Genomic DNA, 21551 nt, shown 5'->3' with positions numbered 1-21551 from the left:
GCGCCACGGCGGGTCAGATCAGGTAGTGGTTCTCCATCCACATCATGCCCGGCGCGTTGGCCTTCGTGACCACCGGCCCGTCGGTGATGATGTTCTTGGGAATCATGCCCTGGCCGTCACCGGTTTTCTCGCCGGAGACGACCGCGGCCACGCCTGCCAGGATGGCGCCGCCATGGATGCGGCAGGAGGGGTTGCGCACGGTCGCGTGCATGCGCCCGTCGGCCACCGCGGTCAGTGCCGGCGGCATAGCATCGCAGCCGCCGATCAGGATGCTGGTGCGCCCGCGCGCCTTCATTACATTGTAGGCCGCCAGCGCCATGTCGTCATTGTGGAAATAGGCGGCGTCGATCTTGGGATATTTGGTCAGCAACGTTTCCCACAGGCGGGAGACTTTCGAGACATCCCAGTCGCCTGGCGTCGTGTCCACGACCTCGATCCCTGGGTATTTCTTCACCACGGAGTCGAACCCGCGGGCGCGTCCCTGGGCGCCGGTGTGGCCCAGTGCGCCCTGGGTCATCGTCACCACGCCTTTTCCCCCGATCGCATCGACCAGCGCCTGCGTGACCGAGGCGCCCATGAATTCATTGTCCGGCGCCAGGAAGCTGTGGACGTTGATGCTGTCCAGCGGGGCGATCAGCGTATCCATGTCGATCACCGGCACGCCGGCGTCGATCATCTTTTTCACCGGCGCCGTCAGCGTGCCGATGCCGAAAGCCTGGATGGCGACGAAGTCCCATTTCTGGCTCGCCATGCTGTCGATGGCGCTGCGTTGCTTGGTGGCATTCAATTCGCCGTCGAACCAGGTGACATCGACGTTGAACAGCTTGCCCCACCACTCCGCCGCCTGCTTGCCTTGTGCGCACCAGGTCGCCTGCAGGCCGGCATTGGAGAAGGCGGCCTTCAGCGGCTTCTCGGACCGGCCCGTTTCCTTCGCCATCTCGGCGGCAATCGCGGGATTGATGCCGAAGCCGCCCAGCAGCCCCGCCGCCATCGAGGCGGTCATCGTTCGCACGAAGCCACGGCGGTCGGGTGTCGCCACGTCGGAGATGTCGACCATCGTTTCCCCCTTCAGGTATAATGATGTTTGTCGGCGTCGGTCTCGGACTTGCGTTCAGTCTGGTTCGCTGCGGGACCGGGGGTCAAGGAAAAGACGAAAACGTAATGATTTCGATGCCTCTGCGCGGCGGCGGTGCGTTGGCCCGGTCTTTTCTCAGTCCGGTGACTCAACAATTCGCAACGCCGCCTGCTGGCCGCTGAGATAGGCGCCGCCGACGGTGCCGGCGAGGCCGTCGGTGCACACGGCCTCGCCGGCGAAGATCAGGCGGCCGCCGGCGAGAGGCGTTGCCAATATGGCGCGCGCCGCGGCGTGCCCGATGCGGGCATAGGCATAGGCGCCGCGATGGGCGGGATCGGTGCCCCATCGCGTCACCACGGCGGGGCCCAAGGTGCGGTCGGCGCGGCTGCCGAGGATCAGGCGCAACTGCGCACGGGCGAAGGCTTCGGTGGCGGCGTCTCCCGCCCTGGCCAGCGCCCAGGCTGCCGGGCCCCCGACGAAGCCCACCACGTGGTCGCGGCCGAACGGCCAGGCGAGGAAAAACATCGCGGGCTCATCGCGCCCCACCTGGCGATGCAAGGACACGGAGTCCGGCAGGCCCAGCCGGTCCGCGCCGGTCGCGCGCAACGCCACCTTGGTCAGCAGCCCCATCGGCAGGGCGGCGATGGCGGCCTGCGTCCGGGCAGGCAGCGGCGGGTCGAAGGCGATGCCGCCGGCGGCCAGGACGCCGGTTGACACCGTGACGATGCAGGCGCGGGCGGTGACGGCGCCGCGTGGGGTTTCGGCCGCCATCTTGTCGCCCCAGGCGATACGGGTGACCGGCCGGTTCAGAAGCACCGGACCAGCGCGCGGGCCGAGACGGCGCTCGACAAAGGCGCCAATGCCGCCATCGACCACGAGGTTGGCGCCGTCCAGCTCGTTGACCCGCCAGTCGTGCAAGCTGAAATCATGCGGGTCGGCGGCGGCGATCAGCGTCCCCTCCCACATTTCGATCGTGGCGGTCCAGGGATTGGCGCGCAGGCCCTCCAGGGCAGCGGAGAAGCCGATATCCTGCGCCTGCAGGGCGCGGGCGCGGGCATGTGCCTCGAAGCGGCCCCAGGCGTCGTCATAATCGGCCAGTTCCGCCGCTGTGGCCGGATGGTCGCCGACGACGATGCGGCGCGTGCGCACCCCGTCGGAGTCCAGCAGCGCGTCGCCATGAGCGCGGGCGATCGGCACCAGCGGATTGCGCCCGGCGGCGTGCAGCCAGGAGGCGCCCTCGTCGAACGGCGCGTGGCCAAGGGCGGCGGGATGGGTGGTCAGCGCGCGCCCGCCGATCCGGCCGGTGGCTTCCAGCACCACGCAGCTTTTGCCGCGCGCGCGCAACTCGGCCGCGGCAGACAGGCCGGCGACGCCGGCGCCCACCACGATCACGTCAACGTCCGATGTCATGGCGCAAGAGATCGTCATCCGCCGCGCCGGGGCAAGAGAGAGCTTGCCGCGCGGGCGCCGCCTGGCACATGAGGGCGCATGGTGTTGCGCGCGCTCCTGCTGCTGCTCCTGCTGGCCGGGCCGGCCGCGGCCCAGGATGCCGCGGGCCATGGCGGGCCCATTCGCGCGGTCGCCGCGACCGGGGATGTGGCGATCTCCGCCGGCTTCGACGGGTCGGCCATCGTCTGGCGCCGTGCCGATGGCAAGGCGCTATCGGTGCTGCGCTTCCACGACGGCGCGGTGAACGCGCTCGCCGTCATTCCCGGTGGCGGCTTCGCGACCGGCGGCGCCGACGGGCGCATCGCGTTGTGGCACGGCGGCGACGCGCCGATGCGCGTACTCACGGGCCATGACGGTCCGGTGGCGGCGCTGGCCGCGTCCGGGGAGCGCATAGCCTCGGCCGCCTGGGACGGCACTGCGCGGGTCTGGGCCGCCGATGGCACCGTGCGGGTCCTGGGGGGGCATGTCGGCAACGTCAACGGCGTGGCATTCGCGCCCGGCGGCGCTGTCGTCACCGCCGGCTACGACGCCACGCTGCGCATCTGGCCGCCCGCCGGGGCGGCGCGGGTCGTCCAGCTGCCGGCGCCGCAGAACGCCGTGGTGGTGGCGCCGGACGGCGGCATCGTCGCGGGCGGGGCGGACGGCATGCTGCGCTTCGTCAACCGCGAGGGCGGCATCGATGCGGAGCTGGAGATCGACACCGTGCCGCTGACCGCGCTCGCGCTTTCGCCGGACGGCGCGCACCTGGCCGTCGCCAGCCTGGGCGGCACGGCGGTGGTGATCGAGCGGACCCGACGCCGGATCGTCACGGTGCTGCATGCCGCGGAACGGCCGCTCTGGGCGGTGGCCTTCGCGCCGGATGGGACGGAGCTGCTCACCGGCGGCGCGGCCGGCGTGCTGCGAAGCTGGGACATCGCCAGCGGGCGGCCGACGCGTGCATTCGGCTCGCCGGGATTGACCGGCGTGCAGCCGGCGCAGGATCGCGGCGCGCAGATCTTCCGCGCCTGCGCGATCTGCCATGCGCTCAGCCCCGACGGCGGCAATCGTGCCGGGCCGACGCTGCACGGGGTTTTCGGCCGCCAGGCCGGCAGCGTTCCCGGCTACCCCTACTCGGATGCGCTGCGGCACTCCGGCATCGTCTGGGGGGCCGACACGATCGCCCGCCTGTTCGAGCTGGGCCCGCAAAGCTACACGCCAGGGACCAAGATGCCCGAGCAGGTCATCGCGAGCCCGGAAGACCGCAGGGCCCTGCTGGATTTCCTGCGCGACGCGGCGCGTTAGCGTTCAAGCCGCTCCAGGCTCCTGGGCGCCACACGCGGCCATCAGTGGCTGACGGATTTCGAGAAGACGTTGACGACAACGACGCCCGAGATGATGAGGCCAAGCCCGATCAGGGCGGGGACGTCGAGTGCCTGCTTGAACCAGACCCACCCCACCGTCGCGATCAGGACGATGCCGACGCCCGACCAGATGGCGTAGGCGATGCCTGTCGGCAGGGTGCGAAGGGTCAGGGAGAGAAACCAGAAGGCAATGGCATAGCCGACGATGGTGACGAGGCTCGGCAACAACCGGGAAAAATTCTCCGACCCTTTCAGGGCAGAGGTGGCGATGACCTCGGCGACAATCGCGATGCCAAGGTAGAGATAGGTCAACGCGCCGTTCATCGTTTCGTTCCTTCACAAGACTCGTCTGCCCGAACGGCCGCAGCATTGCAGCGCGCGGGATGGGCGTCATGGTGTGGTCGCCGAGCAGATCCGATGCCACTGGCCCTGGACGATGATCCGTCCATCGTCAAGGGGCGGCGGGCCTATTCCTCCAGGTCCTCGGCGGTGCGCGGGCGCGGGCGTGCCGGCCCGGCATGCGGGTCGAAGCTCTCGTTCATCACCGCCTCCACCCGGCAATCCTCGCACATCCGCACCACGTCGATGCGCTGCGCGGCGGCGCCGCTGAACATCCAGTGCCGCCCCTGCAACTTTGCAATGATCCGCTCGATGCTGCTGCGCGTCCCGAACGGCCTGCCGCACTTGATGCAGGAATAGGGCTCCTCGGTCTTGATGGTGACGGCCGGCGCCGACCATGCGGCGAGATCGAAACGCGGATCGAGCGCGATCACCTTCTCCGGGCAGGTGGCGCGGCACAGGCCGCATTGCACGCAGGCATCCTCGGCGAAGCGCAGCGTCGGCACGTCGGGGTCGTCGCGCAGCGCGCCGGTGGGGCAGGCGGCCACGCAGGCGAGGCACAGCGTGCAGCCGGCGGCATCCACGCGCAGCCCGCCGAACGGCGCGCCGGCGGGCAGGGGGATCGGCCCCGGTTGCAGCGGCGCGACGCGGTGCAGTTCACGCAGCGCACTTGCGGTCAGGTGCCGCCCTTCGCCCATGGCGATGAAGCGCGACGGTGTGCCGGTGGCCGGCCCTTGCGCGGCAATGGTGCCGAGCGCATCGGGATCGTCGGTCTCCAGGATGGCGCAGGAGCCGGGCGCGAACCCCATCCCCGAGAGCAGCGCCTCGGCGAGTGCGGCGGTCCGGCGCAGCCCTTCGGTGTCATGGCGTGGCTTGCCGCGCTGCAGGAACACCAGGCCGGCCGCCCCCCAGGCGAAGGCACTGGCGACCAGTTCCAGCCCGGCCTGAGTGGTTTCGTTCAGGCGCAGTGGCAGCAGGTTGGCGGGCAGGCCGCGCCCCAGCCGCGCGGCGGCGTCGATCATCGCCTGGCCATGCGCCTGGTCGTGGATCAGCAACACCGGCGCCTCTCCGCCGGCATCGCGGTAGGTCAGCAGCATCCGCCGCAGCCGGCGCAACACGGCTTCCATGGGCGGCAGGGCGTAGGTGGCCGCGCCGGTGGGGCAGACCGCGGCGCAGGCACCGCAGCCCGCGCACACCGCGGCGTCGATGGCGACATGGTCGCCGGCGGGGGTGATGGCGCCGGTCGGGCACAGATCCAGGCAGCGCGTGCAGCCGATGCGGCGGTTGCGCTGGTGCGCGCACAGGCCGGCCTCGAAATGGATGTAGCCGGGCTTGTCGAAGGCGCCGACCAGCCGTGATGCATCGAAGACCAGCCGCTCCACCGTCTCCGGCCGCGCGGGGTCGGCGCGCAGATAGCCGGGGCGCAGCTCGGCGGCCGGGAACAGCGGCGGGTCGCCGGACAGGTCCAGGATCAGGTCGCAGCGCGACGTGGCGCCGTCCCGCGCCGGGCCGAACGCCAACCGGGCGCGCGATGACACGGCGGGGCCCGCATAGTCGTTCACTTTCAGCTCGAACGCGCCGAGATGGCCCTTGGCGCCGGCGATGCTGCCCTTCAGCACCGGGAAATCGGCCAGCGCCGGCGGCACGATGTCGCCGGGGCGGGTCAGCAGCACGGTCACGTCCAGCGTATCGGCCAGTCGGCGCCCGACGGCGATGGCGATCTCGTCGCGGCCATAGATCAGGGCGACGCCTTCGCTGCGGAGCGTCACCAGCGGCGCCGGCGGCATCGGCTCGGACGCCGCGGCCAGCAACGCCGCCATCTTCGGCCCGGCCTTCGCCGCCGCGTCCGACCAGCCGGCCGCCTCGCGGATATTGGCGAAAGCAAGGTCGCTGAACCCGGCCGCATCGGCCACTTCCTGGAACAGCGGCGCTTCCTGGGTGCAGCCGACGGTGATCGGCCGGCCTTCCGCCAGCGCCGCGCGGAACGCCTCCAGCCGGGTGCGGCACAAATGGTCCGACTGCCGCAACTCGCCGCCGCAGCCGCGCAACGCGGCCGTATCCAGCGGCATGGTGTTCTCGCATGAGCAGGCGAAGACGATCCGGTCAGCCTTGGGGCTGATGTCACCGGGTTCTGTCATTTATCGTTCTTCCCTCCGGCGTGCCGTATAATAGCGCCCGGAAACGCAATGCACACAGCGTTGGATCTGCCGCCGCCCTACACACCGATCGCGCTGCGCGAAGCGGGCGACGCCTTTGCTCATGCCTGCGCCGTGGCCGCCGCGCAGGGGGCGGGCACGCTGGTCTGGGTGCGCCGCTTCGACCTCGTGGAATGCGCGGTGGTGTTTGAGCCGGAGGAGGTGCTCGCGACCGCGCGGCAGGTGCTGTTCGCCGGAATGAACGCGGCGGCCGATGCGCTGGCGGCGATCGCCCCGCCGGAGAAGCCGCTTGTGCTCGACTGGCCGGACGCGATCCGCTTCGATTCCGGCCTGATCGGTGGTGGGCGGCTGGGCTGGCCGACGGATTGCGCCGAGGGCGTCCGGCCGGACTGGCTGGTGTTCGGCCTGATGCTGCGCGCCGCACTGACCCGCGAACCGCAGCCCGGCGCGGTGCCGCCGGCGGCGCTGATCGACGAGGGGTTCGAGGATTTCGAAGTGCCAGACTTCATCGCCAGCTTCGCGCGGCACCTGATGGTGGCGCTGGACGAATGGGCGAGCGTGGGGCCGCAGTCGCAGCCGGCGCGCTGGCGCCAGCGCGGCCGATGGCGCGACGGCGACCTGGCCCTGGCGTTGCGGGCACCTTCCTGGCTGGATCCCGCGACCGGCGAGCCGATTGCATGAACGAGTTCTGGGTTTCCTCCGGCCATTTATTGCTGGACCGGTCGGCGGACGGCCAGCTGCTGCTGACCGGCGATTTCCTGAAGGCGTTCCTGGCCCGCCCGGAGCTGATGCCGCCCGAGGAAGCCTGCGCCGCCGAACGCGCGCTGCATGCGCGGCTGCTGGCCGACCCGTTCGCGTGCGCCGGGGGCGCCCACCTCGCGGCGCTCGAAGACGCGGACGCCCGCGAGAACTGGCAGGTATTCCTGGCCCTGCGCGCGGCGCTGACGGACGCACCCACGATCGAGGCCGCCTACATGCGCCTCGTGCGCGACGGGCTGGGCCGCGTGCCGCCGCTGGTGGCGGCGCAACTCGTGCACGTGATCCTGCGCAACGCGCTGCACGACTGCGGCAACGCCCTGGTGGCGCGCGCCGCCGAGCTGTTCTTCCGCCCCCAGCGCGTCAGCACCCAGGACGGCCGCGTCCTGCTCGCCGACGCCGAGGCAATCGCGCAGCACGAAGCAGCGCGCGCCGCCTCCCCATTGCTGGCCATGCTGGGCGGCCCCGCCACCGGCGCGCTCGACGTGCTGAGCGAGGCGAATGCCGATCGCTACTGGGGCCGCAGCGATGCCTTCGACATGGTGCTGGACCTCGGAGTCGGCCGCGCCGCTTTGGCCGAGGCGCTGCGGATCTGGCTGCGCCACCTGCTGCATGTGGACGCCGCGATCGACCCCGTGCCGCGGATCGAGGAGCGCGACTGGCGCTGGTTCATAGGATTGGACGAGGACGCCACCCGTATCGGCAACGCCTTGTGGCACGGCGAGGCGGCGGCCGAAGCCGAGCAGCTCCTGGCGCTGTTCCGCCTGGTGCTGGACCCGTCGGCGTCGGTGCTGGACGCCGCCCGCGACCGGCCCATCTATCTTCTGCTGGCCATGGGCGCCGACCGCATTTTGCGCCTGAAGCCGCAGAACCTGGTCGCCGGATTGCCGCTGGCCGAGGCGGTCGGCTGATGGCGACCGCAACCTATCTGGTGGGCGTCGTGCTGGAACGCCGCAAGGTCGCGAGCCCCTGGATCGACCATGTCTGGTTGCCCGTGGCGGTGCTGCCGGCGGCACCGGATCTCGCGCCCTTGACGTGGCTCGGCGCCACCGACACCGGCGAACGCTTCTTTGCCGGTGGTTTCGAGATGGATTTGCACCGCACGGACACCGCCACCTACCGCGACAACCTCGCCAGCGGCGCCCCGCGCATCTGGGTGGCTGCCCGCCCGCCGGGGAACGACGGGCCGCCGGCCGTTGTCGGCGTGACCCCCGATCCCGCCGAGGGCGAGGCCCTGACCGAGGCCGGCAACGACATCGTGGAGGCCGTACCGATGCCGCCGGAGATCGAGGCGGTGCTGATCCGCTTCATCGCCGATCACCATGTCGAGAGGCCGTTCGTGAAGCGCAAGCGCGACCGCTGGGCCGGGCCGGAGGAGGACGAATGACCGGCAGCTTCGCCCGCCGCTGGTCGCGGCTGAAACGCGCGGCATCGCCCGCGGCGCCGCCTGCACCCGAACCGGTCGAGATCCCGCCGCCCGCCGAGACCATCGACCTCGCGGACATCGCGGGCTGGCTGAAGCGCAATGTGCCGGACGCATGGAAGACCGCCGCCTTGCGCCGACTGTGGCTGTCCGACCCCGCCATCCGCGACTTCATCGGTCCGGCCGATTACGCCTGGGACTGGAACACGCCGGGCGGGGCGCCGGGCTATGGGCCGCTGCAGGCCATGGATGACGTGGGTAAGCTCCTGGCCCGCGCGATCGGCGCGCCGCCGCCCAAGGAGACACCGCCGGAGGCCCCGCCGGCCGTCCAGGCCGTCCCCGCCCCCCAGGAGAAGGTAGCTGTTGCGGCACCGACGCCCAGCCCGCCCGCCCCCGACCCGGTGGAGCCCGTGCGCCGGCGCGGTGGTGGCGCGACGCCCACATGACGAATACGACAAATCGCTTTCTGGAGTGGATATAGGCCCCCCTTATTTGGTAACATGCTTGTAACGGCCTAAGGAGTCCTCCGTCCGCGCCTGGGGAGAAAACCATGCGGGAACGTGGCCTGGATGAGGCGATCGCGGCCGCTGGCGGCGTTACGGCGCTGGCGCGCTGTCTTGGCGTGTCGCAGCCCGCCGTGTCCTGCTGGAAGCGGGTGCCGCCCGACCGCGTGCTGGCTGTCGAGGCCGCCACCGGCATCCCCCGTACCCGGCTTCGCCCCGACCTGTATGCTGCCGCACCGCTCGGAGCCCTTGTCGGTCTCGACGAGGTTTCGGCCGCGCGCGCCGATGCCTATGCACTGCTGGCCACCCTGCTGTGGCGCGCGCCGGACCAGTCGACGCTGGACCGGCTTGCGGTGCCCCCGGTGGGGCAGGGGGAGCTCGCCGCCGCCCGCGCCGCCCTGGCCGACGCCGCCGCCCTGGCCGATCTGGCCGAGGTGGAGCGCGAGCATTTCAACCTGTTCATCGGCGTCGGCGGCAGCGAACTGATGCCCTATGCCAGCTACTACCTGACGGGCTTCCTGCACGAGCGCCCGCTGGCCGAACTGCGCGCAGACCTGCACCGCCTGGGCCTGGCGCGCGCCGAGGGCGTGTCCGAGCCGGAGGACAATGTCGCCTTCCTCTGCGAGGTCATGGCCGGGCTGATCCGTGACGCGATCCCCACGCAAGGCACGCCGCCGATCGACGACGCGGTGTTCTTCGCCCGCCACCTGCAGCCCTGGGCGCGTCATTTCTTCCGCGACCTCGAACGCTGCGAGGCCGCGCATTTCTACCGCCCGGTGGGAACGCTGGGCCGGTTGGTCATGGAGATCGAGGCAGGCGCGTTCGCGCTGCCGGAGTAGGAACGATGGACAAGAGCACCGACACCAGAATCCCGTCGCGCCGCCGCCGCTTTCTCGCCGCACTCGGCATCGGCGGAGTTGCCGCCGCCGTGGCGGCCGCCGCCAGGCCCGCGCAGGCGATGACGCCGCCGGGCAGCAAAGGCGGCACGCATTACCGCGAGAGCGAGCATGTCAAACAGTACTACCGGGTGAACCGCTACTGAGCGAGGCATTGCGATGCTGATCAAGCGCCGTGAGGTCGAGGGAGTCGCAGCAGTACAAAAGAACCGCCTGCAGTCCGCCCTGGGCCTGTCGTCTTCGGGCGAATTGGCCTGCGGCGTGCTCGACCGCCGCAGCTTCCTGCGCCGCGCGGGCTTCACCGCCGGCGCGGTCGGCATGGCCGGCCTCGCGCTGGGCGCAGTGCGCCGCGCCGAGGCCGCCGCCATCGACCCGAAGCTGCAGGTCACGACTGTGAAGGCGGTGTGCACGCATTGCTCGGTCGGCTGCACGGTGGTCGCCGAGGTGCAGAATGGCGTATGGGTGCGCCAGGAGCCGGACTTCGACAGCCCGATCAACCGCGGCAGCCATTGCGCCAAGGGTGCGGCGGTGCGCGAGCTGGTGAAGGGCGCCCGCCGCCTGCGCAGCCCGATGAAGCTGGTCGACGGCGCCTGGCAGAAGCTCGACTGGGAGACGGCGCTGAACGAGATCAGCGCCAAGCTGCTGGAGATCCGCGCGAAGTCCGGGCCGGATGGCGTGTTCTGGCTGGGCTCGGCCAAGTTCTCCAACGAGGGCGCCTATCTGTATCGCAAGTTCGGCGCGTTCTGGGGCACCAACTCGGTCGATCATCAGGCGCGCATCTGCCATTCCACCACGGTCGCGGGTGTCGCGAACGTCTGGGGCTATGGCGCCATGACCAACAGCTACAACGATCTGCGCAACTCCAAGACCATGGTGATCATGGGCGGCAATCCGGCCGAGGCGCATCCGGTGTCGCTGCAGCACATTCTGTCCGGCAAGGAGCTGAACCGCGCCAACCTGGTGGTGATTGATCCGCGCTTTACCCGCACGGCGGCACACGCCACCGACTACATCCGCATCCGCCCCGGCACCGACATCCCGGTGATCTGGGGCATCCTCTGGCACGTCTTCCAGAACGGCTGGGAGGACAAGGACTTCATCGCCCAGCGCGTCTACGGCATGGACGAGGTTCGCAAGGAGGTCGCCAAGTGGACGCCCGACGAGGTCGAGCGCGTCTCCGGCGCGCCGGGCGAGCAGTTGAAGCGTGTCGCCGAGATGATGGCCAAGCAGCGCCCGGCGACGATGATCTGGTGCATGGGCGCCACCCAGAAGACGGTCGGCACCGCCAATGTGCGCGCCCACTGCACCCTGCTGCTGGCCACCGGCAATGTCGGGACCTTCGGCGCCGGCGCCAACATCTTCCGCGGCCACTGCAACGTGCAGGGCGCCACCGATGTCGGCCTCGATGTCACCACGCTGCCCTTCTACTACGGCCTGGCTGAAAGCGCCTGGCGCCATTGGGCCAGGGTCTGGGAGGTCGAGTACGACTGGCTGCTGTCGCGCTTCGAAGACAAGAAGATGATGGAGACGCCGGGCATCCCCACCACGCGCTGGTTCGATGCGGTGTTGCTGCCGAAGGACCAGGTCGAGCAGCGCGACAACGTGCGCGGCATGGTGGTGTTCGGCCATGGCGGCAACACCGTCACCCGTATGCCGGAAATGGTGAAGGGGCTGGAGAAGCTGGAACTGCTGGTCGTCGCCGACCCGCATCCCACCACGTTCGCCGTGGTGTCCGAACGCAGGAACGGCACCTACCTGCTGCCCGTCTGCACCCAGTTCGAGACCTCCGGTTCGCGCACCGCGTCCAACCGCTCGCTGCAATGGAGCTCGCAGGTGGTGGCGCCGATCTGGGAAAGCCGCGACGATTACGAGGTGATGTACCGGCTGGCCGAGAAGCTCGGCTTCGCCGACCGGCTGTTCAAGAACATCAAGGTCGACGGCAAGCATCCCAGCGCCGAAGACATCCTGCGCGAGATGAACCGCGGCGCCTGGTCCACCGGCTATACCGGCCAGTCGCCGGAGCGGCTGAAGGCGCACATGGCCAACCAGAATCTGTTCGACGTCGTGACATTGCGCGCTTCCGAAGGGCCGGTGAAGGGCGACTATTACGGCCTGCCCTGGCCATGTTTCGGCACGCCGGAGATGCGCCATCCCGGCACGCACACGCTGTACAACACCAACCTGCACGTGAAGGACGGCGGCGGCACGTTCCGCGCCCGCTTCGGCGTAGAGCGCAACGGCGTCACACTGCTGGCCGAGGGCTCCTATTCCAAGGGGTCCGAGATCAAGGACGGCTATCCTGAAGTGACCATGGGGATGCTGAAGAAGCTCGGCTGGGACGGCGAGTTGAGCGAAGCCGAACGGGCGGTGATCGCCCGTGTCGGCGGCGCGAACATCGACGCCGTGTCCTGGGCGACCGATCTTTCGGGCGGCATCCAGCGTGTCAGCATGGAGCATGGGCTGGTGCCCTACGGCAACGCCAAGGCCCGTGCCGTGGCCTGGAACCTGCCTGATCCGGTGCCGGTGCATCGCGAGCCGATCTACACGCCGCGGCCCGATCTCGTGGCGAAATATCCGGCGCTGCCGGATTTCCGCAGCTTCCGTCTCGCGAATATCGGCGCCACCGTGCAGAAGCGCGGCGTCGATCTGGGGGTGGCGAAGAACTTCCCGATCGTGCTCACCTCCGGCCGCCTCGTGGAGTACGAGGGCGGCGGCGAGGAGACGCGGTCCAATCCGTGGCTCGCCGAGCTGCAGCAGAACATGTACGTCGAGATCAACCCCGCCGACGCCGCCGAACGCGGCATCAAGGACGGCGCCTGGGTCTGGGTGACCGGCGCGGAATCCGGCAGCCGTTCCAAGGTCAAGGCTTGGGTGACGGAGCGCGTCGGCAAGGGCGTGGCATTCATGCCGTTCCACTTCTCCGGCTGGTTCATGGGGGTGGACCAGCGCGCGAAATACCCGAAAGGCGCGGACCCGATCGTGCTGGGTGAGAGCGCGAACACGCTTACGACCTACGGCTACGATCCGGTGACAGCGATGCAGGAGGCAAAAGTGACCCTCTGTCAGATCGCGGCGGCATAGGAGAGCGAGCATGGCCCGGATGAAGTTCCTGTGCGACGCGGACCGCTGCATCGACTGCAACGCCTGTGTCACCGCCTGCAAGAATGCCAACGAGGTGCCATGGGGCATCAACCGCCGCCGCGTGGTCACCATCAACGATGGCAAGCCGGGCGAGCGCAGCGTGTCGATGGCGTGCATGCATTGCACCGACGCGCCCTGTGCCGCGGTGTGCCCGGTGGACTGCTTCTACACCACGGCGGATGGCGTGGTGCTGCATTCCAAGGACCTGTGCATCGGCTGCGGCTACTGCTTCTACGCCTGTCCGTTCGGCGCGCCGCAGTATCCGCGCGTCGGCAATTTCGGCAGCCGCGGCAAGATGGACAAATGCACCTATTGCGCCGGCGGCCCCGAGGGCGAAGACGGCAGCGCGGCGGAGTTCGCGAAATACGGCTCCAACCGCCTGGCCGAGGGCAAGCTGCCGATGTGTGCGGAGATGTGCTCCACCAAGTCGCTGCTCGCCGGCGACAGCGAGGTCATCGCGCAGATCTACCGCGAGCGCGTGCAGAAGCGGGGTTATGGCAGCGGCGCCTGGGGCTGGAAGACGGCCTACAGGGAAACGGTGGACGTGTGATGCGCATTGTCCTTCTCGCCGTCCTGGCGCTGTGGATCGGCACGTCCCCGGGGCAGGCGCAGCCGCAAAACGCGCCGGTCAGCGGCTTCAATCCGACGGCCTCGTCGGTCAGCGAGGACCAGCTGCTGCAGGCGCTCGACCGCGTCACCGGACGCGTGAGCATTCCCGACAAGAAATCGGCGACGCTGGAACAACCGGCCGGGCGGATCTGGCGTGACTATCACCGCTCGTGGCTGCCCTGGATCGGCGGCGTGCTGGTGTTGGGCACGCTGGCGGCGCTCGCGGTGTTCTACTTCGTGCGCGGCCGCATCCGGCTGGAAGGCGGACGGTCGGGCCGCACCATCCTGCGCTTCACCAGCTTCGAGCGCTTCATGCACTGGCTCACCGCCTTCTCCTGGCTGGTGCTGGCATTGTCCGGGCTGAACGTCGCCTATGGCCGCCGGCTGGTGCTGCCGCTGATCGGCGAGGACGCGTTCAGCAGGTTCTCGCAGCTCGCGAAATATTCCCACAACTTCGTGGCGTTCCCGTTCACGCTGGGCATCGTGCTGATGTTCCTGGTGTGGCTGCGCCACAACATCCCGGACCGCACGGACGTCGAATGGGTCCGCCAGGGCGGCGGGATCATCGGCCATGCGCATCCGCCGGCCGGCAAGTTCAACGCCGGCCAGAAGGCCGTGTTCTGGATCGTCGTGCTGGGCGGCGCCGCGGTCGCGGTCACCGGCTATCTGCTGCTGTTTCCGTTCTACGTCACCGACATCGCCGGCCAGCAACTGGCGCAGGTCGTGCACGGCGTGGTCGCGCTGATGATGATCGCGGCCATGCTCGGCCACATCTATATCGGCACGCTCGGCATGGAAGATGCCTTCGACGCAATGGCCACCGGCGAGGTGGACCTGAACTGGGCGCGCGCGCATCACAGCCTGTGGGTCGAGGAAGAGCTGGCCAGGGCCGCGCGCCCGCCAAGCGGGGCGGCGCCGGCGGAGTAGGGGGGCTACACGTTCTTGCGGAAGAACACCCGGTCGTAGCCGTCCTGCCGGCCGCGGCCGGTTTCGGTCCAGCCCAGATGCGGGTACAGGGCGCGGTTCTCCGTCATCGTTGCATGGGTGTAGAGCCGCATCTCGGCGTAGCCGCGGCGCCGCGCCTCGGCCTCGGCGAAGTCCATCAACGCTCGGCCCAGGCCCTTGCCGTGCCACGAAGGATCAACGGCGATGTTGTCCAGCAGCAGATGGTCGGCTTCGGGCAGCAGCACGACCAGGCCGGCGACCGTGCCGCCCAGCTCGATCACCCAGACCTGGTGCGCACGGACGCGTGCCGCGTAGTCGTCCAGCATCGGGCCGGGCGGCTTGCCGATGCGAGCGGTGTATTTCGTATAGGCGGCAGCGACGATGCGCCGGATCGCGGCAAGGTCCACCCCACTGGCGGGCCGGATATGCACGCTCAGTCCACCGCGTCCAGCCGCGCACCCACCGTGGTGAACGCGACGGCCACCGGCTGCTGCATGCGCTGCAGCACCAGTGCGGCACCGCCGGCGATGACGATCATGGCAAGAACGGCCGCGAGGAAGGCACGCATGGCTGATCTCCCCTGTGCTCGTTTCGATTAAGGGTGCTGGCGCTGCGGATCAAGGGCCGCGCGCCGCCCCACGGACGTTTCGGCGCTGCCGGGCTTCCCCGCGCCGCCGCAATGCGCCACGATCGGCCGGCGAACAGGACAGGGGGCAGGCGCCATGTGGGAACCGAGCGAGCGGTACCCGGATCCGAACGTCGTGGTGATGGACCCGGCCTTCGCCGGATACAAGCTGGCGCTGGCCTCGGTCGAGCGGCTCTACACCGGCTGCCGCTGGTCCGAGGGGCCGGTCTGGTTCGGCGACGGCCGCTTCCTGCTGTGGAGCGACATCCCCAACAACCGCATCCTCAAATGGGACGAGGAGACCGGCGCCGTCACGCCCTTTCGCCGCCCCTCCAACAACGCCAACGGCAACACCCGCGACCGCCAGGGCAGGCTGATCACCTGCGAGCACGACACCCGCCGCGTCACCCGCACGGAATATGACGGCAGCATCACCGTCATCGCCGACGGCTACCAGGGCAGGAAGCTGAACTCGCCCAACGATGTGGTGGTGAAGTCGGACGGCACCATCTGGTTCACCGATCCGCCCTTCGGCATCCTCGGCTATTACGAAGGCCACCGGGACACGCAGGAACTGACGCCGGCGGTCTATCGTTTCGACCCTGCGGACGGCACGCTCGGCATGGTCTGCGACGACGTGCCCGGCCCCAACGGCCTCGCCTTCTCGCCCGACGAGAAGATCCTCTACGTCGTCGCCTCGCGTGCCGACCCGCGCGAGATCCGCGCCTTCGACGTGGTGGACGGGCGCCGGCTTGCCAACGGCCGCGTGTTCATCAACGCCGCCGGCGGCTCTCCGGACGGGTTCCGCGTCGATGTGGACGGCAATCTCTGGTGCGGCTGGGGCATGGGCGATCCCGAGCTCGACGGCGTGCGCATCTTCAACCCCGCCGGCGCGCCGATCGGCCATATCCGGCTGCCGGAGCGCTGCGCCAACCTGTGCTTCGGCGGGCGCTATCGCAACCGGCTGTTCATGGCCGCAAGCCACGGCCTGTATTCGTTGTACGTGAACACCCAGGGTGTCGCAGGAGGTTGAACCGATGCCGCAATTCGTCGTTATCGCCTATGACGGAACCGACCCGGACGCGCTGGCGCGCCGCATGGCCGTCCGCCCCGCGCATCTGGAGAACGTGAAGCCGATGGTCGCGGCCGGCCAGATCATCGCCGGCGGCGCGTTGCTGGACGATGCCGGCGGCATGATCGGCTCGGTCTCCATCGTCGACTTCCCCGACCGCGCCGGGCTCGACCACTGGCTCGCCACCGACCCGTACGTGACCGGCAAGGTCTGGCAGAAGATCGAGGTGAAGCCGTTCCGCCTGGCCGTCGCCGCCAAGGGATGACGGCGCTTTTCACGCCGCCCGAAACCTTCGCCGGCCTGCCGCACGGCCGCCCCGGCGCCGGATGCCGCGCAGCGGTGCTGGGCGTGCCGTTCGACTGTGGCACGCATCCGTTTCGCGTCGGCGCGCGGCAGGGCCCGGAGCATGTCCGGCGCCAGTCCAAACTGATGCGCCGCTTCCATGTCAGCCTGGGCGATTTCGACCCGTTGGCCCGCCTCGGCGCGGTCGATTGCGGCGATGTGGCGCTGGTGCCCGGGCGCGTGGCGCCGTCCTTCCCGGCGATCGAGGCGGCGGCCGGCACGATTCTCGATGCCGGCGCGGTGCCGGTGGCGATCGGTGGCGACGGCTCGGTCTCGCTGCCGCTGATGCGCGCGGCGGCGCGGCGCCATCCCGGCCTGGTGGCGCTGCACGTCGACAGCCACACCGACGCCTACGAATACGGCGAAGAGGACGCCTACAACGCCGCCACCCAGTTCAGCCACGCGGCGGCAGAGGGGCTGGTGGACACGGCGCATTCCTGGCACGTGGGCATCCGCGGCTTCACCTACTGTCCGGGCGTGCTGGCACGCGCGCAGGGCCTCGGCTTTCGCGTCGTCACCACCGAAGACCTGTTCCGCCGCGGCTTCGCGCAAACGGTGGCGGAGTTCCGCGACGATGCCGCGCAGCGTCCCGTCTATCTGTGCTGGGACATGGACGTGTTCGACCCGTCCGTGGCACCCGGCGTGTGCACGCCGACCTGGGGCGGATTGTCGGCGCGCGAGGGGATCGACCTGCTGCGCGAACTCTCGGGCCTGAACATCGTCGCCATCGACTTCAACACGGTCAGCCCCCCGCAGGACGTGAACGACATGGCGGCACATCTGTGTGCGCACATGGTGATGGAGGCGATGCTGCTGCTGTGCCGCCAGTTCGGCCTGGCCGGCGAAGGCTGACCACGGGCGCATCACTTTCGCGCGACATCGCGCCGCGGTGACGCGCCTCACAAAAAGGATCGTTCCGCATATCCTACGCTGCGCTCCAAGGTCAGGCGGGCGCTGCGCACGCGCAGCCCGCGCCTACGGCCTGGGGCGCCACACGACCCGTCACGCCAAGAGCCTGATGTCCTGCACGAGCCGGGCGGCCGCTCCGAGCGCAAAATCCAAGCGGAGGAAATGACGGATGCCCGACCAGAACGCGCTGAAACCCCACAGCATCCAGAAATACGGCTGGATCCCCGATCTTCCGGACATGCGCGACCATATGTATTCCGCGCCGATGCCAACGCTCGCGACGCTGCCCACCAGCGTGGACCTACGCCAGCAATGCCCTCCCGTCTACGACCAGGGCCAGCTCGGCAGCTGCACCGGCAACGCCATCGCCGGCGCGATTCATTTCGACCGGCTGAAGGCGAACCAGACGCCCGATTTCGTGCCGTCGCGCCTGTTCATCTACTACAACGAGCGTGTCATCGAGCACACCGTCTCGACCGACAGCGGGGCGATGATTCGCGACGGCATCAAGAGCGTGAACAAGCTCGGCGTCTGCCCGGAAACGCCGGACTGGCCCTACGACATCACCAAATTCGCGAAGAAGCCGCCGGCCAGCGCGTACACCGACGCCAAGCGGCATCAGGTCGTCAGCTACAGCCGCCTGCTCAACACGGTGCAGCAGATGAGAGGCTGCCTGGCCGCCGGATACCCGTTCGTGTTCGGCTTCAGCGTCTATGCCAGCTTCGAAAGCCAGCAAGTGGCGCAGACCGGGGTGGTGCCGATGCCGCAGCCGAGCGAGCAGCAGATCGGTGGTCACGCGGTGCTCGCGGTCGGTTACGACGACACGCAGCAGCGCTTCATCGTCCGCAATTCCTGGGGCACCGGCTGGGGCATGCAGGGCTATTTCACGATGCCGTATGCATACCTGACCGACAACAACCTGGCCGACGACTTCTGGACCGTGCGGATGATCGAGGCATAGGGCCACTGAAGCGGGCGTGCCAGGCACTTGGCACGCCCATCCCGGGCATCACCCGGTGACCCGGATGCGCACCGAGAACGTCGCCGCCGGCTTCGAGCCGGGGTCCCACGCGCGGGTATATGCCAGGGCCATGTCGCAGGTTCCGGGCTGCACGCCTTCGATCCGCCAGACATGGGTGCCACCCTGTCCAGGCACCGTGGCGCCTTCGGGCCGCTCCAGGAAGTCGTCCGCCAGCTTGCAGACCGGCTCGCCGCGTTTCTCGAAGTGCCAGCGGAAGCCGGTGGTGGGGTTCTCCTGCAACCGCAGTTCGATGACCTGACCGACAGGCAGATCCACCGTCTGCCCGGAGGCGGCTTCGGCAATCGTCAGCATGGCGTGTCTCCCACGCACGGGACTGCCATGCTACCGCGCGCGCGGTGCACGCTCCAGCGATAGCCTGCTGGCCCCCGGGGCGGTCGCGCGAGTCACGCCCGTCCGGGAACCAGGAATTCCCAGGGGCTGGCTTCCTGGTCGATGTCCGTCTGCACCTCGATCAGGCACGGCGCGGCCGCAGCCAATGCCGCCGTCAGTGCCGCCTCGAACCCCTCCGGCGCCGTCACCCGCCAGGACGGCACGCCGAAGCTCGCGGCGAAGGCCTGGAAATCCGGGTTGCGCAGCACCGATCCCGGAATGCGCCCGGCATACAGCCGCTTCTGGTCGCGCATCACGTTGCCATAGGCGTTGTTGTTGAACACCACGGTGATCAGGTTGATGCCGTGCTGCACCGCGGTCGCCAGCTCGGTCCCCGCGAACAGGAACCCGCCATCCCCGGTCAACGACACCACCGGCGTGTCGGGATGCGCCACCTTCACGCCCAAGGCCATCGGGAAGCCCGCCCCCAGCGTGCCCTGGAAGCCGGAGCTGACGAAGTGGCGGGGATGGTGGATGGGAAAGCCGAACGTGGCGGTGAAGCCCGCCTGGCACACTTCGTCGACGATGAAGGCGTCGTCGGGAAGCACCGCGCGCAGGACGTTCAGATAGGACATCTGCGGCTGCACCTTCCGGATTGCTTCCAGCGCCCCCGCCTTGGCCGCGGCGACCGCCGCGAGCCGCGCGGCGTTGTCGCGCGCGGCGCCGTTGAGCAGGCGGCGCAGCGCCGCGGTGAGTGCCGCGGCGCCGGCGGCGGCGTCGGCGACAATGCCGACATCGACCGGGTAGCGCCGCATCTCCGCGGGATCGATGTCGATGCGCGCGGTCTTCAGGCCAGGCGGGCCCGGCGCCCAGCGGGTGGCCGGGTATTCCATGCGGCTGCCGATTCCGATCACCAGATCCGTCTGCGGCCACAGCACATGCCCGGCAGCGACCGTCAGGCCCAGCGGATGGCGATCACCCACCACGCCGCGCCCGTTGCGGAACGCCACCACCGGCGCCCCCGCCAGCTCCGCCAGCGCCAGCACCTCGGCGCCGGCATGCGCCGCACCGCCGCCGGCGATGATCATCGGCGCTTTCGCGTCCTTCAGCAGAGCCGCCAGCCGGGCGACCACCTCGCCGTCAGGCGTCGCCGGCTGGAACAAGGGCAGGGGATCGACAGGCGTTGCCTCGCCCATGGCCGGGAACTGGTCCCACGGCATTTCCAGCGCCACCGGGCCGGGGCGGCCGGACCGCATCTCCTGGAAGGCCCGCGCCACCAGCAGCGGCGCCTGGGACGGATGCTCGATGCGGTCGGCCCATTTCACCAGCCCGCGCATGGTCGCGAGCTGGTCCGGCAATTCGTGCAGATGGCCGCGGCCGCGCCCCAGGAAGGCACTGGGCACCTGCCCGGTCAGGCACAGCACCGGCGCGTTCACGCCGGCCGCGGTGGCCAGGGCGGCGGTGGTGTTGAGCATCCCCGGGCCCGGCACCACCGCGTAGGCGCCCGGCCGGCCGGTCGATTTGGCGTATCCCAGCGCCATATAGGCGCAGCTCTGCTCGTGCCGGGTGGTAATCAGCCGCAAGCGGTTGGAGGCGCGGGCGAACGCGTCGAACAGGCCATAGACCTGGGCGCCCGGCAACCCGAACACGGTGTCGATGCCGTGGCGTATCAACCCCTCGACGATCGCTTCCCCGCCCGTCATCCGCGCCATGGACCGCCCTCCGCCATTCTGCGGATGGACCGTTGCATGGTGGCGGCGTTTCGGGAAGCGGCCCCCCTCCCACCGGGAAGGGGGCCGTAGCAACGTCAGCCGGGCGGACGCGGGGCCGCGTCACTGCCCCCGGGTGCCCCCATCGGGCCGCGCTCCATCATCGGCCCGCGACCCATTCGCTCCATCATGCCGCGATGCCCGTGGCCGTCATGCATGCGCGGGCGCGCCACATCGGTGAGCTTGGTGCTGTCGGGACCGATCTGCCGGGCCAGGACCAGGCGGCCGAGCAGCGAGGTCAGGCCGTCGCCGCGAACGAACAGTTTCTGGCCCACGGCAAGCTGGGCCGCCAGCCGCGTCGCTTCCGCGGGCGGCAGCCGCACCACGGTGCCGTCATCCAGCAGCACGCCGTTCGCCTCGCCGCGCGGCTCGTGCAGAACGGCCTTGATCGTGCCCTGCGCCTCCATCGGCGTGCGGGCACGCATGAACCGCCCGCCGCGCCCGGCGACGGTGGCGCCGGTGGCGTCGTTGGTGACCGAGGCGGCCGCCACCATCGGCACGGCGCGGGCCTTCAGGCCATGGATCGTCACGGAGTCGCCGGGGCGAACGGCGAACACCAGCTCGGCCGACAGGGCGGGGTTGATGTGCACCTCGGTGCCGTCGGCCAGGATCAGCCCGTCCACGTCGCCGCGCGGCGTCAGGGTGTACTGGGCGACCTTGCCCTTCAATTCCGGCAGTTGCGCGGGATCATAGGTCGGCCCCTGCTGCGCCAGCGCCAGGCCGGCGGTGCCGACCAGCAGCGTCGCGGCGAGCAGGGCGGATTTCACTCGTGACATTGTTCTCTCCGTCTCGTGCGAGCCGGGCTGGCCCGCGATGACCGTCATCGCAAGCCGCATGCCACAGTCTATGCT

General features: G+C 69.8%; 23 protein-coding genes. 14 read left to right on the top strand and 9 right to left on the bottom strand.

Features of this window, described 5'->3' with window-relative positions:
* Positions 1 to 13: 13 nt before the first annotated feature.
* Complete coding sequence (locus tag OL599_RS06205; RefSeq protein ID WP_264712793.1) at positions 14 to 1057, bottom strand: sugar ABC transporter substrate-binding protein; 1044 nt, start codon at positions 1055 to 1057, stop codon at positions 14 to 16.
* 153 nt (positions 1058 to 1210) lie between these two features.
* Positions 1211 to 2485 (bottom strand): flavin monoamine oxidase family protein, encoded by a 1275-nt coding sequence (locus tag OL599_RS06200; protein ID WP_264712792.1) that lies wholly within the window; start codon positions 2483 to 2485, stop codon positions 1211 to 1213.
* A 78-nt stretch (positions 2486 to 2563) separates the two neighbouring features.
* Here OL599_RS06200 and OL599_RS06195 point away from each other — a divergent pair, with 78 nt between their 5' ends.
* Positions 2564 to 3805: a c-type cytochrome gene (locus tag OL599_RS06195; protein ID WP_264712791.1), complete on the top strand. Its 1242-nt coding sequence runs from the start codon at positions 2564 to 2566 to the stop codon at positions 3803 to 3805.
* A 41-nt stretch (positions 3806 to 3846) separates the two neighbouring features.
* Here the strand turns inward: OL599_RS06195 and OL599_RS06190 are convergent, their stop codons facing one another.
* The gene (locus tag OL599_RS06190) at positions 3847 to 4188 is read right to left on the bottom strand and encodes an SMR family transporter (RefSeq protein WP_264712790.1); all 342 of its coding nucleotides are present in this window, start codon (positions 4186 to 4188) and stop codon (positions 3847 to 3849) included.
* A 143-nt stretch (positions 4189 to 4331) separates the two neighbouring features.
* Positions 4332 to 6341 carry a 4Fe-4S dicluster domain-containing protein gene (locus OL599_RS06185; protein WP_264712789.1) on the bottom strand — a complete coding sequence of 670 codons (2010 nt, stop codon included), beginning with the start codon at positions 6339 to 6341 and terminating at the stop codon, positions 4332 to 4334.
* Positions 6342 to 6389: 48 nt separating this feature from the next.
* Between OL599_RS06185 and OL599_RS06180 the strand changes: the two genes are divergently transcribed.
* The 9 genes from OL599_RS06180 to OL599_RS06135 all read left to right on the top strand — a co-directional run bounded on the left by OL599_RS06180 (position 6390) and on the right by OL599_RS06135 (position 14614).
* The gene (locus OL599_RS06180) at positions 6390 to 7040 is read left to right on the top strand and encodes a biotin/lipoate--protein ligase family protein (protein ID WP_264712788.1); all 651 of its coding nucleotides are present in this window, start codon (positions 6390 to 6392) and stop codon (positions 7038 to 7040) included.
* Positions 7037 to 8026, top strand: coding sequence for a DUF6352 family protein (locus OL599_RS06175; protein WP_264712787.1), 990 nt, complete (start codon positions 7037 to 7039; stop codon positions 8024 to 8026). The genes OL599_RS06180 and OL599_RS06175 overlap by 4 nt, the downstream gene beginning before the upstream one ends.
* Positions 8026 to 8502 carry a DUF3305 domain-containing protein gene (locus tag OL599_RS06170; RefSeq protein WP_264712786.1) on the top strand — a complete coding sequence of 159 codons (477 nt, stop codon included), beginning with the start codon at positions 8026 to 8028 and terminating at the stop codon, positions 8500 to 8502. The genes OL599_RS06175 and OL599_RS06170 overlap by 1 nt, the downstream gene beginning before the upstream one ends.
* Positions 8499 to 8984 carry a DUF3306 domain-containing protein gene (locus OL599_RS06165; RefSeq protein ID WP_264712785.1) on the top strand — a complete coding sequence of 162 codons (486 nt, stop codon included), beginning with the start codon at positions 8499 to 8501 and terminating at the stop codon, positions 8982 to 8984. The genes OL599_RS06170 and OL599_RS06165 overlap by 4 nt, the downstream gene beginning before the upstream one ends.
* A gap of 104 nt (positions 8985 to 9088) precedes the next feature.
* Entirely contained in the window at positions 9089 to 9880 is a 792-nt protein-coding gene (locus tag OL599_RS06155) for a Cro/CI family transcriptional regulator (RefSeq protein WP_347403190.1), read from the top strand.
* A 5-nt stretch (positions 9881 to 9885) separates the two neighbouring features.
* Entirely contained in the window at positions 9886 to 10083 is a 198-nt protein-coding gene (locus tag OL599_RS06150; RefSeq protein ID WP_264712784.1) for a twin-arginine translocation signal domain-containing protein, read from the top strand.
* A gap of 13 nt (positions 10084 to 10096) precedes the next feature.
* Positions 10097 to 13018, top strand: coding sequence for a formate dehydrogenase subunit alpha (locus OL599_RS06145; RefSeq protein ID WP_264712783.1), 2922 nt, complete (start codon positions 10097 to 10099; stop codon positions 13016 to 13018).
* Positions 13019 to 13028: 10 nt separating this feature from the next.
* Positions 13029 to 13628, top strand: coding sequence for a formate dehydrogenase FDH3 subunit beta (fdh3B, locus tag OL599_RS06140; protein ID WP_264712782.1), 600 nt, complete (start codon positions 13029 to 13031; stop codon positions 13626 to 13628).
* On the top strand, positions 13628 to 14614 hold the full coding sequence (locus tag OL599_RS06135) for a formate dehydrogenase subunit gamma (protein WP_264712781.1): 987 nt from the start codon (positions 13628 to 13630) through the stop codon (positions 14612 to 14614). The genes fdh3B and OL599_RS06135 overlap by 1 nt, the downstream gene beginning before the upstream one ends.
* 5 nt (positions 14615 to 14619) lie before the next feature.
* Here OL599_RS06135 and OL599_RS06130 read toward each other — a convergent pair whose 3' ends face one another.
* Entirely contained in the window at positions 14620 to 15063 is a 444-nt protein-coding gene (locus tag OL599_RS06130) for a GNAT family N-acetyltransferase (protein WP_264712780.1), read from the bottom strand.
* A gap of 2 nt (positions 15064 to 15065) precedes the next feature.
* On the bottom strand, positions 15066 to 15200 hold the full coding sequence (locus OL599_RS06125) for a hypothetical protein (protein WP_264712779.1): 135 nt from the start codon (positions 15198 to 15200) through the stop codon (positions 15066 to 15068).
* A gap of 154 nt (positions 15201 to 15354) precedes the next feature.
* On the opposite strand from OL599_RS06125, the gene OL599_RS06120 reads away from it, so the two are divergent.
* From OL599_RS06120 to OL599_RS06105, 4 genes are all read left to right on the top strand, one after another.
* A complete protein-coding gene (locus OL599_RS06120) occupies positions 15355 to 16290 on the top strand; it encodes an SMP-30/gluconolactonase/LRE family protein (RefSeq protein ID WP_264712778.1) in 936 nt (311 codons plus the stop codon).
* A 4-nt stretch (positions 16291 to 16294) separates the two neighbouring features.
* Entirely contained in the window at positions 16295 to 16594 is a 300-nt protein-coding gene (locus tag OL599_RS06115; RefSeq protein WP_264712777.1) for a YciI family protein, read from the top strand.
* Positions 16591 to 17523, top strand: coding sequence for an arginase family protein (locus tag OL599_RS06110; RefSeq protein WP_264712776.1), 933 nt, complete (start codon positions 16591 to 16593; stop codon positions 17521 to 17523). The genes OL599_RS06115 and OL599_RS06110 overlap by 4 nt, the downstream gene beginning before the upstream one ends.
* A gap of 226 nt (positions 17524 to 17749) precedes the next feature.
* Positions 17750 to 18541 carry a C1 family peptidase gene (locus tag OL599_RS06105; protein WP_264712775.1) on the top strand — a complete coding sequence of 264 codons (792 nt, stop codon included), beginning with the start codon at positions 17750 to 17752 and terminating at the stop codon, positions 18539 to 18541.
* A 48-nt stretch (positions 18542 to 18589) separates the two neighbouring features.
* On the opposite strand, the gene OL599_RS06100 is transcribed toward OL599_RS06105, so the two are convergent.
* The 3 genes from OL599_RS06100 to OL599_RS06090 all read right to left on the bottom strand — a co-directional run bounded on the left by OL599_RS06100 (position 18590) and on the right by OL599_RS06090 (position 21476).
* Positions 18590 to 18913, bottom strand: coding sequence for a protease inhibitor I42 family protein (locus tag OL599_RS06100; protein ID WP_264712774.1), 324 nt, complete (start codon positions 18911 to 18913; stop codon positions 18590 to 18592).
* 92 nt (positions 18914 to 19005) lie between these two features.
* Positions 19006 to 20643: a thiamine pyrophosphate-dependent enzyme gene (locus tag OL599_RS06095; protein ID WP_264712773.1), complete on the bottom strand. Its 1638-nt coding sequence runs from the start codon at positions 20641 to 20643 to the stop codon at positions 19006 to 19008.
* Positions 20644 to 20738: 95 nt separating this feature from the next.
* Positions 20739 to 21476 carry a hypothetical protein gene (locus OL599_RS06090; RefSeq protein WP_264712772.1) on the bottom strand — a complete coding sequence of 246 codons (738 nt, stop codon included), beginning with the start codon at positions 21474 to 21476 and terminating at the stop codon, positions 20739 to 20741.
* Positions 21477 to 21551: the final 75 nt, after the last annotated feature.

Origin of the sequence: Limobrevibacterium gyesilva, from assembly GCF_025989185.1 — a bacterium.
In the GTDB taxonomy this organism is placed as follows: domain Bacteria; phylum Pseudomonadota; class Alphaproteobacteria; order Acetobacterales; family Acetobacteraceae; genus Limobrevibacterium; species Limobrevibacterium gyesilva.
Note: the sequence above shows the minus strand (reverse complement) of the source record. Positions and strands in the feature narration are given on the sequence as shown.